The sequence below is a fragment of the Microbispora siamensis genome, from assembly GCF_016863095.1.
In the GTDB taxonomy this organism is placed as follows: Bacteria; Actinomycetota; Actinomycetes; order Streptosporangiales; family Streptosporangiaceae; genus Microbispora; species Microbispora siamensis.
On the sequence record NZ_BOOF01000017.1, the window covers coordinates 32,565 to 46,968 of the forward strand.

At 72.2% G+C, this 14,404-nt stretch carries 15 protein-coding genes; 7 read left to right on the forward strand and 8 right to left on the reverse strand.

Annotated features, from left to right (window positions below):
- Positions 1-5 precede the first annotated feature (5 nt).
- The gene (locus Msi02_RS16190; RefSeq protein WP_204049122.1) at positions 6-2,402 is read left to right on the forward strand and encodes a DUF6185 family protein; all 2,397 of its coding nucleotides are present in this window, start codon (positions 6-8) and stop codon (positions 2,400-2,402) included.
- A gap of 69 nt (positions 2,403-2,471) precedes the next feature.
- On the opposite strand, the gene Msi02_RS16195 is transcribed toward Msi02_RS16190, so the two are convergent.
- The 3 genes from Msi02_RS16195 to Msi02_RS16205 form a co-directional block, all read right to left on the reverse strand.
- Positions 2,472-4,208: a glycoside hydrolase family 43 protein gene (locus tag Msi02_RS16195; protein ID WP_079319541.1), complete on the reverse strand. Its 1,737-nt coding sequence runs from the start codon at positions 4,206-4,208 to the stop codon at positions 2,472-2,474.
- Positions 4,209-4,389: 181 nt separating this feature from the next.
- Entirely contained in the window at positions 4,390-4,824 is a 435-nt protein-coding gene (locus Msi02_RS16200; protein WP_204049123.1) for an ester cyclase, read from the reverse strand.
- Between the two features lie 94 nt (positions 4,825-4,918).
- Positions 4,919-5,521 carry a TIGR03086 family metal-binding protein gene (locus Msi02_RS16205; protein WP_204049124.1) on the reverse strand — a complete coding sequence of 201 codons (603 nt, stop codon included), beginning with the start codon at positions 5,519-5,521 and terminating at the stop codon, positions 4,919-4,921.
- Positions 5,522-5,597: 76 nt separating this feature from the next.
- On the opposite strand from Msi02_RS16205, the gene Msi02_RS16210 reads away from it, so the two are divergent.
- Positions 5,598-6,029 (forward strand): MarR family winged helix-turn-helix transcriptional regulator, encoded by a 432-nt coding sequence (locus Msi02_RS16210; RefSeq protein ID WP_204049125.1) that lies wholly within the window; start codon positions 5,598-5,600, stop codon positions 6,027-6,029.
- Positions 6,030-6,053: 24 nt separating this feature from the next.
- Here the strand turns inward: Msi02_RS16210 and Msi02_RS16215 are convergent, their stop codons facing one another.
- Positions 6,054-6,569, reverse strand: a complete 516-nt coding sequence (locus Msi02_RS16215) for a GNAT family N-acetyltransferase (RefSeq protein ID WP_204049126.1) — start codon at positions 6,567-6,569, stop codon at positions 6,054-6,056.
- Between the two features lie 40 nt (positions 6,570-6,609).
- The gene (locus Msi02_RS16220; protein ID WP_204049127.1) at positions 6,610-7,062 is read right to left on the reverse strand and encodes a nuclear transport factor 2 family protein; all 453 of its coding nucleotides are present in this window, start codon (positions 7,060-7,062) and stop codon (positions 6,610-6,612) included.
- Between the two features lie 103 nt (positions 7,063-7,165).
- On the opposite strand from Msi02_RS16220, the gene Msi02_RS16225 reads away from it, so the two are divergent.
- From Msi02_RS16225 to Msi02_RS16235, 3 genes are all read left to right on the forward strand, one after another.
- On the forward strand, positions 7,166-7,720 hold the full coding sequence (locus Msi02_RS16225; protein ID WP_204049128.1) for a TetR/AcrR family transcriptional regulator: 555 nt from the start codon (positions 7,166-7,168) through the stop codon (positions 7,718-7,720).
- A 93-nt stretch (positions 7,721-7,813) separates the two neighbouring features.
- Positions 7,814-8,665, forward strand: a complete 852-nt coding sequence (locus Msi02_RS16230) for a carbamoyltransferase HypF (protein ID WP_204049129.1) — start codon at positions 7,814-7,816, stop codon at positions 8,663-8,665.
- 99 nt (positions 8,666-8,764) lie between these two features.
- A complete protein-coding gene (locus Msi02_RS16235; RefSeq protein ID WP_204049130.1) occupies positions 8,765-10,327 on the forward strand; it encodes a hypothetical protein in 1,563 nt (520 codons plus the stop codon).
- A 19-nt stretch (positions 10,328-10,346) separates the two neighbouring features.
- On the opposite strand, the gene Msi02_RS16240 is transcribed toward Msi02_RS16235, so the two are convergent.
- Positions 10,347-10,703, reverse strand: a complete 357-nt coding sequence (locus Msi02_RS16240; RefSeq protein ID WP_079319551.1) for a hypothetical protein — start codon at positions 10,701-10,703, stop codon at positions 10,347-10,349.
- A 262-nt stretch (positions 10,704-10,965) separates the two neighbouring features.
- Here Msi02_RS16240 and Msi02_RS43275 point away from each other — a divergent pair, with 262 nt between their 5' ends.
- On the forward strand, positions 10,966-11,400 hold the full coding sequence (locus Msi02_RS43275) for a hypothetical protein (protein ID WP_239108450.1): 435 nt from the start codon (positions 10,966-10,968) through the stop codon (positions 11,398-11,400).
- 80 nt (positions 11,401-11,480) lie between these two features.
- Positions 11,481-11,885 (forward strand): hypothetical protein, encoded by a 405-nt coding sequence (locus Msi02_RS16250; protein ID WP_204049131.1) that lies wholly within the window; start codon positions 11,481-11,483, stop codon positions 11,883-11,885.
- A gap of 4 nt (positions 11,886-11,889) precedes the next feature.
- Here Msi02_RS16250 and Msi02_RS16255 read toward each other — a convergent pair whose 3' ends face one another.
- A complete protein-coding gene (locus Msi02_RS16255) occupies positions 11,890-12,243 on the reverse strand; it encodes a DUF742 domain-containing protein (RefSeq protein WP_079319553.1) in 354 nt (117 codons plus the stop codon).
- Positions 12,240-14,336 carry a sensor histidine kinase gene (locus Msi02_RS16260; RefSeq protein ID WP_204049132.1) on the reverse strand — a complete coding sequence of 699 codons (2,097 nt, stop codon included), beginning with the start codon at positions 14,334-14,336 and terminating at the stop codon, positions 12,240-12,242. Before Msi02_RS16260 ends, Msi02_RS16255 begins: the two co-directional genes overlap by 4 nt.
- Between the last annotated feature and the right edge of the window lie 68 nt (positions 14,337-14,404).

The window sequence follows — 14,404 nt, forward strand, 5'->3', positions numbered from 1 at the left end:
CCGGGATGAAGCCCATCGCGCCGCTGTGCGAAGCCGCGCTCCTCGTCGCGCTGGTGTTCGGCCTGCTGTCACTGAACCCGCGTCCTGCGCTCGCGGACGGCGTGGACTGCGGGTTCGGGCCTCCCCGCTCGTCGTGGGTGGAGACGTCCGTGACCGTCGCGGAACGCGGCCACGACACCACTGTGATGACGAGCACGACGCGGGTCGGCGTGCCCCGCGACTGGCCGGGAGCCGCCGCCCTGCTCGGCGACGGGAGCGCCGTCGGCTGCCTGCTGCCACTGCTCGGAGAGCCGAGCGTTACGGTGTCGGCCGACGGCGCGGAGGTCGTGGTCCGGAGCACGCAGGAGACCCCGCTGGAGCTGTACGACACCGAGTGGGGCGCGGAGTCTGCCGGGCTGTGGTCGAGCCGCGCGTCCGGCGGGACCCGGTTCGTCGCGCTGCTGCCCGCGCCGGAGGACCTGCCGTCCGGGCTGGCCGGGGCGCGCTGGCGGACCGTGGTCGTGAAGACGCCGGAGTCACGGGTGCGCAGGGTGACGCCCCTGCCGTCGGAGGTGCTCCCCGGCGGCACCTACGTCTGGCGGGACGGCGCGGCCCCGCCGCGCGTCGAGGTCTCTCTGCCGCTGTCCGCGCGGGCGGCGTTCCAGCGCTGGACCGGACTGCGGGGGCAGGCCGTGCTCGCGGTCGCGACCTATGCGGGCTTCGCGCTGCCCTACCTGCTGCTGGCCGGGCTGCTCGTGCTGCTGCACCGGCGTTCGGCCGACCGGTCAGAGCGCGTCCTCATCAGGATCACCCTCGGCGCACTGGGAATGATCACGGCGGCGGAGGCGATGCTGGTCGCCGGCGCGCTCACGGGCACGTTGTTCGTCGCCGTCCTGCTCGGCGTGACGGACACGCTGGCGATCCTCGTCGTGGCGGCGCCGCTCTGCCTGGCGGTGCGGGGACTGGCGCGCACCGGCCTCCGGCGGGGAGTCCCCCTGCTCGTCGGCGCGGTGCTCGCCGTCATCGGCGCGCTGGCGCTCCTGGCCGCACGGTTGTTCGCCGATGTACGGCCGGATCCCCTGTGGGTCGCGCCGGCCGTCGCCACGGCGCTGCTGCTCACCGGGGCGGCGTGGGCGATCGCGGTCCGGGCCGCCCGCGTGCGGGGCAGGACGCCGCGCGCCGTGCGCGTCCTGCTGTGCTGGAGCGTCCCCGGCCTCGCGTCGCTGACCCTCGCCTACGTGGCCCACGCCGTCGTCACCGGAACGCCTACGGGCGTCACGCCCTTCTTCCTGCTGCACGGCCTGTCCTACCTGATGTGGCCACTGGTGGTGCTCCTGCTTCTGCTGCTGCTTCGCCTGCACGGGCGGCGTACGGACTCCGTCGGGCCGTCCACCGTGTGGCTGCTGGTGTTCCTGTTCGTCGTCGGCACGATCAGGTGGCTCAACACGTACGCGGGGATGCCCTTTCCGCTCGCCGGCCTCGTGGGGCTGGCCGCGCTGCCCCTGCTGCTGCGGCTGACCCGACGGGCCGAGGTCGCCGACCCGGGCGTGTCCCGCCGCCGGCTCGCGATGATCGTGGACGAGTACCGCGACCTGGAGGAGAGGGAGAAGGGGCTGCGGCGGCGCTGGGCGGCGGGGCACATCGACGACGCGGAACACACCAAGGAGAACGGGCCGGTCGTCGACCGCATCCGCCGGCTCCGGATGGAGATCGGCCTCGATCCCGACAGGGAGGACGGGCTCAGCCCGCTCGACGTGGCGCTGTCGCGCGGTCCGGGCGTGTCGTGGTGGGCGAACGCGCGGCTCGCCGCCCGGTACGCGTCCTACGTGGGCGCGCCCGCCGCCGTGTTCCTCATCTGGGCCACCTGGAGCACCGACAGCCGGGGGCGCGACGGCTGGCTCGACCGGCTCGGCGATCCCAACGGGTTCTACGGCCTGGCCGGCGACCTGATCGGCGGGCTGCTGATCTGGCCGGTGGCGGGCTTCGTGCTGGGCGCGCTGTGGCGCCGCCTGCCCGGCAGGCGCGGCTACCTCAAGGGCGTCGTGCCGGTCCTCGCGTACGCCGCGGCGACGGGGGCCCACGCCGTGCTGAACAACGTCATCGGCCAGGCCCCCGTGCGCGGCTCGCTCGTACGGGTGCTGCTGCTGTTCCTGGTGCTGACCGTCGTCGCCGTCCTCATGGACGCGCGGACCCTCCAGACCCGCCCGGGTGGTCTCGCGTCGCGGCTCACCCCCGTGGCCGTCGTCTACCGGCTCGGTACGGCGGGCAGCGGGATCGCGCTCATCGTCGCGCAGGCGGCGGCCGTCCTCGGGCTGTGGAGCCAGCTCAAGAACGGCATCGACATCACCTCCCAGGTGGACACCTCGGCCCAGGCACCGATCAGCGCCGACGCGCAGGTGCTGCTGGGCCGGGTGGACAGGTAGGGCTCACCTGCGGCACCTCGGGAAACGCTGTACGGGATCCGTCGGCCGGTGCCGGAATTGGTGCAATGTTCAGCGGCGGTGCAGGTGGAAGTAGTCGAACTCGGCCGTGGCTCCCGCGCCGCCCAGCGAGATGAGACCGACGCGCAGATCGGCGTCGGCGGGCAGGGTCCACACGCCGCCGTAGGTCCAGGTGCGGCCGTCACGGCTGGTGGCGGCACGCAGTTCGTGCTCTCCGTTGTGCCGGTCGACCCGGTGGACGAGGCGCAGCCACGTCGTGTCGGCGGGCGGCCCGACGATCGTGCCGCCGTACGCGATCCGCCCGGCGTACGGCATCTCCTTGCCGAACTCGGTCTGCCGGGTGTTCCAGATCGCGACGTGGACGAGCTTGGTGTAAAGGTCGTCTCCGGCGTAGGCGATCAGACCCGCCTGCTGGTAGTTGCGCACGGTGTCGGTCCCGAGGTCGATGGTGAGCTTGGTCTCGGCCGTCCAGTCGCCCTCGGGGACCTCGCGCAGCAGCACCGATGCGGTGTTGTTCTCCCTGTTGAGCTCGGCGTCCTGGGTGGGCCAGCGCAGAGCGCCGCCCGACAGCTCGCCCTGCGGCGCGCGGACCCAGGTCCAGCCCGGACGCAGCCGCCCGGCGTCGAACTCGTCGCTGCGGCTCGGGTCGAGCGGGCCGAGCCGGGGAAGGGGCGCTGCCTTCACCGGAACCTTCCGGCCCGGCGCCGGCTGCGGGTCCTCCGACGCCCAGGCCCCGCCGCGTACGGTCGGCCAGCCGTCGATCCAGTCGAGCCGGTCGATGAGCATGGGCCGCTCGTTGATGCCGTACGGCTCGTCGAGGTAGGGGTCGTCTCGGTCGATGGCGTGGTAGACCAGCCAGTCCTGGCCGGCCGGGTCGGTCACGACCGCGTTGTGCCCGGTGCCGACCCAGCGGTTGCCGTTCGGCGCGATCACGATCGTGCCGCCGGCCCGCGAGGTGTTCAGCGGCACGCCCTCCCGGTCGACGTACGGACCGGTGATCGAGCGGGACCGCCCGGCGTAGACGCTGTATCCGGTGGTCGGGCCCGCGCAGCAGTCGGCCGAGGAGGCGAACAGGTACCAATAGCCGCCCCGGCGCACCAGGTAGCCGCCCTCGAAGCGGTTGTCGATCGCGATCATCGTCGGCTCGCCCACGGCGCGGGTGCCCGTGGCGTCCAGCCGGGTGATGAGGATTCCGCCGTAGTAGGAGCCGTAGACCAGGTATTCGGCGCCGTCGGTGTCCACCGCGTGGGCGGGGTCGAAGGTCCACTTGAAGTCGCCCGTGCCGCCGGGGCCGTGGCGCGGGCCGACGACCGGCGCGCCGGAGTCCGTCCACGGCCCGGCGGGGGTGGGCGCCGTGGCGACGCCGATCGCGTTGTCGTTCGGTTCCGGCGTGACCGTGGTCTGGGTGACGACGTAGTACAGGCGATACTCGCCGTTCACCCGGCGGATGTCCGGCGCCCACAGGCTCGCGCCCCCGGCCGTGTCGGCCCACTTCGGCAGCGTCGCGGGGGAGAAGGCGTCGCCCACGTACGTCCAGTCGCTGAGGTTCCGCGACCGGGAGATCGGCAGGTAGTGGGGGGTCCGCTCGCCCTCCCGCAGGGGGTCGCTGGTCCCGTACGCGTACCACCAGCCGTCCTCGCCCCTGATGATCGAGGGGTCGGCGAAGGTGTCGGCGAAGGGACGGCTGACCGGGTTGACGTACGAACCGGGGCCGCCGAATCCCGGCGGTGCGGCGGCGGCCGGAGCTGCCGTGAGGAGGCAGACGAGCCCGGCGCACGCCGCGACCATGCGTTGAACGACCCTGTGTCGGACGACCCTGTGTTGGACGATCCTGGCACCCATACGTGTCTCCCGCGTGCGGACGATCCTTGTGCCAGCCTTTGTACAACGTTGTATTCAACGTTGTACATAGCAGTTGTCCACAGCAGGAGGCCCGCGGTCGGAGTCGCCGACCGGGCCGTGGTGCCCGTTACGAGCCGTCGCTGAAACAGAGGCAGCCGCCGATCTGGGCCGCCATCTCCAATTGGTCGTAGAAGAGCCGGTGGCTGAGGATCAGCCCGTCCTCGACGGTGGAGAAGCTGCACGAGCGCACGAGGATGGACCGCCCGGTGCCCTCGAGCACGTCCCCGCCGGGGACGAGCAGCGGCCCCTTGTGCGTGCCGCTGATCGTGAACTCCGCCGCCACCGTGTCCCCGAACATGGTCACCGACTGCGGCGTGATCACCATGTTGGGGAAGGCCTCCATCCAATCGCCGTAGTAGGAGGTGATCTCCTCCCTGTTCTCGGCGATGCCGTCGGGGGCCACCAGAACGGCCCGCTCGTCGAAGCACAGCGCCAGGGCGTCGAGGTCATGGCGGTTGATGGCCTGTCTCAGCCTGTCCACGGCACGGAGCACTTCGGACATCGGACGTTCCCTTCCCCCGACGAGAGCGGCCGTATGGCGCGTGCGCCGTGACCGGCATATTCGGACATCGGCGGCATTTTCACGATAACCCAGCTCACGGGCTGGGCCGCGTGAGTCCGTGGACGGGGGTCCGGCCGAGATGGGCGAGGATCTGGTCGAAGCGGGAGGCCTCCGGGGCGGCGGGCAGGCTCGGCGCGAACGCGGCGCCCGGGCTCTCGCGGTACTCGCCGTCCGGCACCGCCAGGGCGATCGGCCAGGCGGCCTCGGCCAGGTCCGGGTCGGGATCGTAGGCGATTCCCAGCGTGCGGGCGATGTCCCACCCGTGGACCAGGTAGTCGATGAAGTGGAAGCCGATGGCGTGCACGGCCGGGAACGGCGCGTCCACCGCCAGTTCGGGGAGGACGAACCCGCGGTCGAGCACCCCCTCGGCCGCGAACGCGGCGGTGACGCGCTCGGCCGCCGAGGCGTAGGCCCAGACGGGATCGGGGCCGGGCCGCTCCCGCCACGCGTCGGGGTCGGCCCCGCGGCCCTCCGCCGCGGCGGCGAAGCCGAGGTGCTGGGCGGTCATGTGCGCGAGCAGGTCGGCCAGGGTCCAGCCCGCACAGGGTGTCGGGCGCTCAAGGTCGCCGGGGCGCACCTCGGCCACCACCTCGACGCTCGCCTGCACGGCCCGCCGGTCAAGTTCCCGGATGTCCATCTCTCCTCCTGGATGTCGTAAGCGCATGCAGACGATATGCGTATGCTTATTTTCTGTCAATGTCTAAGCTGTGGGCATGCCCGACCGCCCCGATCTCGCCGCGATGGCGGCCCCCCTGACCAGGGCGCTGATGGCCGCCGAGACGCCGATCCTGCGGGAGCACGGCCTGTCGATGTGGGCGTACGTCGTGCTGCTCGGCCTGGACGAGCGGCCGGTGCGCACGCAGGCCGCGCTGGCGGAGTCGATCGGCGCGGACAAGACGCGCATCATCCGCGTCCTGGACGACCTCCAGCGCAGAGGGTTGATCGAGCGGAGCCCGGACCCGGCCGACCGCCGCGTCCGGCTCCTGTCCATCACCCCGGAGGGCCGCCGTGTGCGGGACGCGGCTCAGGCGGGCATCCGCCGGATGGAGGAGCGGGTGCTCGCCCGGCTGCCGGACGGCGACAGGGAGACGTTCCTGCGGGCGCTGCGGGTCCTGTCGGCCCTGCCTCCGCAGGAGTTCCGGTGAATCCCTACGCCGCCTGCTTGATCTCTAGCGACGCGTGAAACCGCGCCCGAGCGGCGGGCCCAGCCGCAGTTGGAGCGCGGGGTAGCGGGGTGCGTCGAACCCGAAGGACTGGTACAGCTCGATCCCGTACGACGTGGCGTTGAGGTCGATCGTCCGAACCCCGGTCTCGGTGCGATACCAGACGAGCAGCGCGTCGAGGCAGGCGCGCGCGAGGCCGAGGCGGCGGCGCCGCCGGTCGGTGCAGATGTTGAAGACGTGGCCCTGCAGGCCGCTCGGGTTCGTCGGCCCCGGCGCGTGGGGATCGCAGGTGCCCGCCGCGCAGCTCACGACGCCGAGTTCCGGGTCGTCCACCACGAACGCGGCGAAGTCCCCCGGATCGCGCAGCCGCCGGGCGAACCACGCCTCGGCCGACGCCCGCCAGGGCGCGCTCTCGTCCCCGACCTCCGCCCCCATGTCCTCCAGCATCACGGCGCGCAGGCGGACGAGGGCCGCAGCGTCCGCCGCTCCCGCCCGGCGGACCATGGTCCCCGAGATCGTCATGGTCACCATTGTGACCGCGCCCGCGGGCGGGCGCTCCCGATCAGGCCGTGGCGGCGGCGTTCTCCGCGGCGGTCACGACGTCCTTCAGGCGGCCCATCGCGTGGTAGGTGCCGAACACGTCCATGTAGTCGCGCGTCTCCACGATCTCGCCGTTCCGTACGCGGAGGGTCAGCAGGCCCGTGGCCCGGAACGGCCGGCCGTCCGGTTCGACCGTGCCGGTGCCCTCCCACTCCCCGATGACGACCTCGGGATCGGCCGCGTCGTGGACGACGACGTCGTGGATCTCGGCGAGCCGTACGGGGCTCGCGCCCCACGCGGCGCGGTAGAGGGCGCGGATCTCCTCCCGCCCCTCCAGGCGGGCGGGGAACAGCGGTGCCCGGAACGGGAACGTGTGCAGGGCGTCGGCGGCGTAGAGGTCGGCGAGGTCGTCGGCGGACCTGTTGACCATCGCCCGGTGATAGCGGGCCAGGACCTCGCGCGGGGTGAGTCGCATCCGTTCGCTCCAATCACTCGGAAAGGGTCTTCGCTCAACAGTTGTTGACTCAACGACTGTAGAGCGAACGGGCCGACGTGGTCAACGCCGGTAGAGTCGTCACGTGGAGGGGACGCCGACGAGCCGGGCAGAGCGCCGGCGCCGCACCGAGGAGCGCATCCTGTCCGCCGCGCGGGCGATCTTCGCCGAGCGTGGCTTCCAGCGCACGACGATCCGGGCCGTGGCGGCGGCCGCGGAGGTCGATCCGGCCCTGGTCATGCAGTACTTCGGGTCGAAGCAGGAGCTGTTCGAGCAGGCCGTGCGGATCCCGTCGATCCCGCCGCTGGACGGCGAGCTGGAGCCGGTCGAGGAACTGCTGGGCAGGATCGGCATGAAGATGGGCCCGCTGCCCCAGGCGACGCTGGCGATGATGCGCTCCATGCTCACCCACCCCGACGCCGCCGAGGAGGTGCGCGGCAAGCTCGACGGCCAGGTGGCGCACCTGGCGGACGCGATGGGCTCCGGCGACGCCGAACTACGGGCCGCCCTGATGGTCAGCACGATGCTGGGCGTGACGATCGCCCATCAGCTGCTCGGCCTCACGGCCCTGCGCGACGCGTCGCCGGAACGGATCGCCGAGACCCTCCGCCCGTCCCTGCGCGCCCTCGCCGACGGCTGAGCGGCCCCGTACGGCAACACCGCAGGTGGGGCGCTCCTGAGATTGCCGTGACCTCTGTGATTAGAGCGATTGGCCGGGGGCAGTGCCGCTTCCATGGTCATCTCGGCTTCCCCCCGCGCCCGGCGCAGCGAGCGGGGGCTCTGTCCGGCCTGCGTGCGCGAGCTGTTCGACCGGGCCGGCCGCAGGTACTTGTATCCGCTCGTCTGCTGCGACGACTGCCGGCCGCCCGCAGCCGAGGCGCCCTCCACCGTCCTGTGCGAGGACTGCGGACGGGAGAGCCGGGAGCCGGACGTCCGCAGGTCCGGATCCGTCGCGACGGGCTGCGCGGCCTGCGGCCCCGCCCTCCGGTGGGAGGCCGTCACGGGTGCGGACGCGCTGGCGGCGGCCGTCGCCGCGATCGCGGCCGGGGGAGTGGCCGGCGTGCACGACCTGTTCGCCGACCAGGTCGTCTGCGACGCCAGATCCGACCAGGCGCTGGCCCGCATGGACGGCGCGTCCGGACCGGTGCGCGTGCTGGTCAGGAACGTCTCGATGGCCCGGGAGGTGGCGAACCTGTCCGCGCCCGACATCCGCGCGCTGGTCGAGCGTGTCGAGCCCGCCACGCTGGTGCGGCTGCGCGAGCCGGTGCTTCCCCGGGCCGTACGGCGCGCGACGCCCGACGTCGACCTGTTCCTGCCGCGCACCCCGCTGCAGTATCTGCTCACCGCGCGCCTGGACGGCCCGCTGGCCGTGTGGGACCGGTCGGGCGAGCGGGCGGACGAGTGGCCGTGCGACGGGACGCTGACCGTGAGCGGGCTGGCGCGCGCCGGGCGTCAGAGCTGGACGACGGCGTTGCCGGCGCGTCTGACGCTGGGCGGAACCTCCTCGGCACAAACCGCCACGCGGCCCTTCGTCAGACAGGAGCCGGCCGCGAGTCCGGCGCCGTCGCCCATCGGCACCCCGTAGACGTACCGGGGGATTATCCGACAAACGCGCTGTTTCATATTCGGGCGGCTTATCCGAAAAGTTACTGCCCTGCGGGTAAATGCCGTTTACGATCGGCGAATGCGTGATCGTCTTCGGAACGACCGCAATCATCCGGACATGGTGTCGAGCGCCCCGCAGGCGGCCTGGCTCGGCCACCCGGCGACCGTGACGGCGATCGGCCTGCTGATCGTCAACGACCGGGTGCTGAAACCCCTGTGGCCGGGCGTGCTCACCGGCAAGCTCAGCGACCTCGCCGGCATGCTCGTCGCGCCCCCGCTGCTGGCCCTGCTCGCGGCGTACGCGGCCAGGATCGCGCGCCGCGTCCCGCCGGGCGACCGTACGGCGGCGGGGGCGATCGCGCTGACCGGGGCGCTGTTCGCCTGGATGAAGGCGACCGAGACCGGCGCGGAGGCGGCGGCCCGGGCGTGGGCGGTGCTCGTGCCGTCCTCGCGGGTGGTGGCCGACCCCACCGACCTGTTCGCCCTCCCGGTCCTGGCCGTCGCGTGGCTGGTGTGGCGGCGCGCGGCCCTTTCCACACGCCGGGACGCCGCACGGGCCCGCGTGCTGGTGGTGCTGCCCGCTGCGGTCTTCGCGGTGACGGCGACCAGCGCGCTGCCCCCCGCGCCGTCCGCCCAGGCGGTCGAGGTGCGTGACGGGGAGATCGTGGTCGTGGTGCCGGACTGGTTCACGATCACCAGCGGGGACGGCGGGAGGTCGTGGCACGAGTGGACGGGCTCTCCGTCTGCGTCCCCGTCCCCGTCTGCGTCTGCGTCGCCGTCTCCGTCCTCCTCTCCGGCGACCCGGGCGTGCGTGCCGGCCGACCCGAGGCGCTGTTACCGGGTCATACCGGGCCGGCTCGGGGTCGAGCAGACCGCGGACGGGGGAGCGACCTGGACGGTCGCCTGGGAGATCTCCAGAGGCAGACAGGGCTGGCTCGACCGGGTCTACGAGAATCCCGATTCCCTGGGCAAGCGCAGCGGCCCGGCCGCCTCCCTGGCCGTCGCCGTCCAGGCGGTGCCCGGCGGCCACGTCGTCGCCGTGGCGAACGGGACCGACGGGGTCGCCCTGCGCGACGTGTCGGGACGGTGGCGGCGGCTGGGCTTTCCCGAGTACGTCCCGGAGAGGGCACTGCTGTCGGAGGACGCCGCGGCTCCCCTCGCCTCCCCCGGAGAGTGGATCGACACCGAGTTGGGGGTCGCCGTCCTCGTGGCGCTCGCGGTGCTGCTGGCGGCCCTCGGCACGACGGCGGGGGCACGTAGGTGGCCGGTCAGGTTCTGGATCTGCGCCGCGATCATGTGGACGAGCGTCCTGCTGGTCGTGACCGCGGACGGGATGATCACCGGCCTCATATCTCTCGCGCTCTTCGTGCCCATGTTCGCGGTCGGCACCGCCGGCGTTCTCGCCGTCTGGCTGCGGTGGCGGCCGAGGGGGACCCCTCTCCTGCTCGCGGCGCCCGCCGCGTTCGCCGCCGTCTTCCTGCCGTTCCTGGGCTGGAGTGCGGGCCTGCCCGACGACTACGGCGTCGCGGTGCTGCTCGCGATCCTGCTCTGCGCGGCGGTCCTGGTCGTCGCCGTACGCGTGGCCGTACGGGCGCGGGCGCGCACCCGGAGGGAGCGGGCCCTGCCCGTTCCTCCCGGGTGAACCGATTCGCGTGATCCGATCAGGCGTTGGCGCAGATGGCGTAGACGCTGATGCCGACGGTGTTGTAGTAGTTCTGCCGGCCGAGTGCGATCCATCCGGTGCCGTCCGGGGTGGGGAAGCTGCCCACGAGGACCGCGTCGTTGCCCTGCGCCTCGCCGCCGCCGCCAACGGCGCGCTTGCCCGCGGGGCAGTACACGGTGCGCCGGGTGAAGTTCGGCACGTTCGCGTTGGGCAGCGTCACGACCTGGTAGCCGTCGACGACGGTGCGGGACGTGGTCTGCGGGCCCCCGTCGGCCAGCGCGGCCGCGCCCGCGCCGGTGACCGTGAGCCCGGCGAGGACCAGCGCGCCCGTCGTGATTGCGTGAACAAATCGCACGTAAAAGCTCCGTTGTGTCGGAAATGACCGGATTTCGAACCGAAGAATCGGGAGTGAAGGGCGCGAACGCCGTCCCCGTCGGTTCCGTGGCCACACCTACCCTTGATCGTCTTCCGTCACACTCCGCAATGTTGTATTTACTACTCGTGGTGAATGTGTCGGCACCGGTATGACACAAGGTCACGACCGTCCATGCCGGGCCCGGCGCGGCGCCGGGGGCGGCCGTTCCCCCGTGGGTACGTTCCTGCTCGGGAGGATCGCCATGAGAAAGATCGTCGCTGTCGCCGTGCTCGCTGCGATGACCATGCTCGGCACGGTCGCCGCGGTAGCCTCGGTGGCCGCCGGGACCGGCGGCCACCCGAGGACCGGCTTGTGGGCCGGGAGTCCGCCGCAGGCGCCCGCGCCGCCCAAGGGGGGCGTGAAGCGTCAGGAGGTGAGCCAGAAGCAGTACGACATCCTCATCGGCCAATGCCGCTACCCGAAGACGCCGGAGGCGCGGCAACGCTGCCGCACGCAGGTGCGCGAGCAGTACAAGGTGGGCGCGTTCAACCCGAACCTCGACTGCCGCACGTACTCCGGGGTCAGCGTGTGCGGTGTGCTCGAACTCAGCGCCGCGCAGCGTTCCTGCGTCGAGGAGTCGGTGAGCGGCGGGCTGACCCGCCGGCGGGCCGAGGTGGAGTGCTACGCCTTCCGCTGAGGCCGCCTTTTCCGGCGAAATCTCCGGTCCAATCTAAATATTTGGCCAAACCGCAACTTTCCGTGATCTACCCTGCGGGGGTGGACGCCAACAGTCAGGGTGCCGCCGAACTCCTGGAAGCGCTGATGCGAACGGCAGCGCGGTTCAGCGAGATGGGGCGGTCCGTCTCCCGCGACTTCTTCCCCCACGTCCGCGTCGAGCCCGTCTCCGACCTGGCCGGGCCCGCCGTACGGCTCGGCGCCGCGCTGGCGCTCCCGGGGCACGACCTCGTGTTCGAGACCGCCGTCGCGGTCGCCGACGGGACGTTCAGCGTGCGGGGCGACCTCGTGCTGGACGGCGAGGAGCAGATCCTGGTCCTGCCGTCCGTCGAGACCGCCGACCCGGTCGCGTGCGCGGCCATGCTGGACCGGTACGTCGACGAGCTGACGACACCGGCCCGCTGGCACGTGCAGAGGCTCATCGAGTCCTGCGAAGCGGACTCCTGACGCCTCACAGCGCCTGGAGTCCCTGGATCACCTCGCGGAGGATGCGTTCCTCGGGCAGCTGGGCGACCGTGGCCTGTGGCCGCGCGGTGATCAGCCCCTGGTCGCGCAGGTCGCCCAGCAGGATGCGCACGACGTTCAGCGACAGGCCGAGCTCCGAGGCCAGGTCGGCCACGGAGAGGGGGATCCGGCACAGCTGCAGGATCCGCCAGTGCTCGGGGGCCAGCCCGGAGATCCCGCTGTACGCCGCGGGAGCCGTCCTGATGATGGTCATCAGGTCGAAGTCCGGCCCGCTCGGGCGCGTACGGCCACGGGTGAGCGTGTAGGGGCGCAGCAGCGGCCCGTCCTCGTGCTCGGTCACGACTCCTCCTGACCGCGTTGCCAGCCCGCCTGGAAGGAGGAGAACAGGTCGGCCCGCTCCTCCTTGAGCTGCGGCGCCAGGTTGGCCTGCCGCACCCGGCGGGGGAGGGAGTCCCCGGCGCCGCCGATCGGCGGCGTGAGGGCCAGGGCTGGGGGCGAGGTCTCCGGCTGGGCGAGGCGCTCGACCACCGGCTCCCTGTTCTCGTTCTCCACCACGATCTCCTGCGGGAGCAGGAGCACGGCGCTCGTCCCGCCGTACGGCGAGGTGCGCAGGGAGACGCGGATGTTGTGCCGCCGGGCCAGCAGCCCGACGACGAACAGCCCGAGCCTGTCGCTGTCGGCCAGGTCGAACTCCGGCGGGTCGGCGAGCCGCGCGTTGAGGTGCGCCAGCTCCTCCGGGGGGATGCCGAGCCCGCGGTCCTCCACCTCGACGGCGAAGCCCCGGGCCACCATCTCCCCCCTGACCAGCACGCGGGTCTGCGGCGGGGAGAAGACCGTGGCGTTCTCGATCAGCTCGGCGAGCAGGTGGACGACGTCGGTGACGCTGCTGCCCGCGAGCGAGTACCCGTGCGGCATGTTCACGTCCACCCGCAGGTAGTCCTCCACCTCCTCGGTGGCGGCGCGGGCCACGTCGTACAGCCTGACCGGGTTGCGCCAGCCGCGGCCGGGCACGGCGCCGGACAGGATGATCAGGCCCTCCGCGTGACGGCGCATGCGGGTGGTGAGGTGGTCGACGCCGAACAGCCGTTCCAGCAGGTCGGGGTCGGTGATCTCCTTCTCCAGGCCGTCCAGCATGCCGAGCTGGCGCTGCAGCAGCGACTGGCTGCGCCGGGCCAGGTTCAGGAAGACCTTGTTGACGCCCTTGCGCAGCTCGGCCTGGCCGACGGCCGCCTCGATCGCGGTGTGCTGCACCGAGGTGAAGGCACGGCCGACGTTCTCGATCTCGACGGTGTCGCTGGTCTGGGCCATCGGCGGGGTCTCGGCCGCCACGTCGACGTCCTCGCCGCGCCGCAGTCGCCGTACGAGGTCGGGCAGCCGCCGCCCGGCCAGGTCGGCCGCGGCGCGGTGCAGGGTGCTCAGCTCGCCGGTCACCGTACGGGCGAACCGGAAGGAGATGAACGCGGTCGCGAGCACGGCCGCCAGGCCGAGCGCGCCGACGATGCCGATGTTCCAGAGCACGCCCTGGGCCAGCGGCACGGCGCGGGCGGCGGTGGCGTCGGCGGCCGCGTTGGTCGTCTCGGTGAGCTGGCGGGTCAGGGCCTGGGCCGTCGTCGGCCAGGCGATCGCCTCCGGGGGGAGCGGCTGGCCCGGCCGCACCCTGGCGATCACGTCGTCCTCCAGAGAGACGAACGACGTGTAGACCGGGGTGGAGTTCAGCGTGCCGTACTGCTTGAGCAGGCCGGCGTCGAGCTGGCTCGTGCCGAGCTGGTAGAGCAGGCGGCGCTTGCCGACCATCCCGGAGAAGGCGTCCCGCTCGTCCTGCGTCATCCGCCCGGACGCCTGCGCCCCCAGCACGAGCGCGGACTGCTGGCTCACCAGCTCGCGGCTGCGGGTGATCAGGATGAGCGCCTTGGTCTGCTCGATGATGTCGATGTCCGGGGAGATCATCAGCCGGTCGTAGACCTGGTGTGCGGTCTCGACGACGGCGCTGTACTCCTCGATCACGTCGAGGCGGGTGAGCCGCTGGTCGTCGACCTGGCCGCGCAGGACGTCGAGCCGGTCCATCTGCCTGATCAGGTCCTGGACCCGGTCCCACATGGCGGAAGGCGTCTCGTCCCGGGCCTGCTCCGACAGGCGGGTCAGCAGGACCGCGGTGGCGTCGGTCTTGCGGCGCTGCACCTGGAGGTCGGTACGCAGCGCGGAGGTGCGCCAGGCGAGGTAGCTCACCGACACGAACCGCTCGCTCTGCAGCTCGTTGATGGCCTCACTGACGGGATAGACGATGTTGTCGTAGACCTTCTGGATGCGCAGGAGCTGCTGCCCCTGCTCGATGGTCAGGGTGGCGGCGAACCCCCAGATCACCACCAGGGCGGTCACAGGCACCAGCAGGATCGCGAATATCTTGAAGCGGATGGACCGTTTCCGACCAGCCATCAGACCTGCCCGTCGGTTACACATGTGTTAACAGTGGCGAAACCCTAGCAATCCGTGAGCTGGGCCAC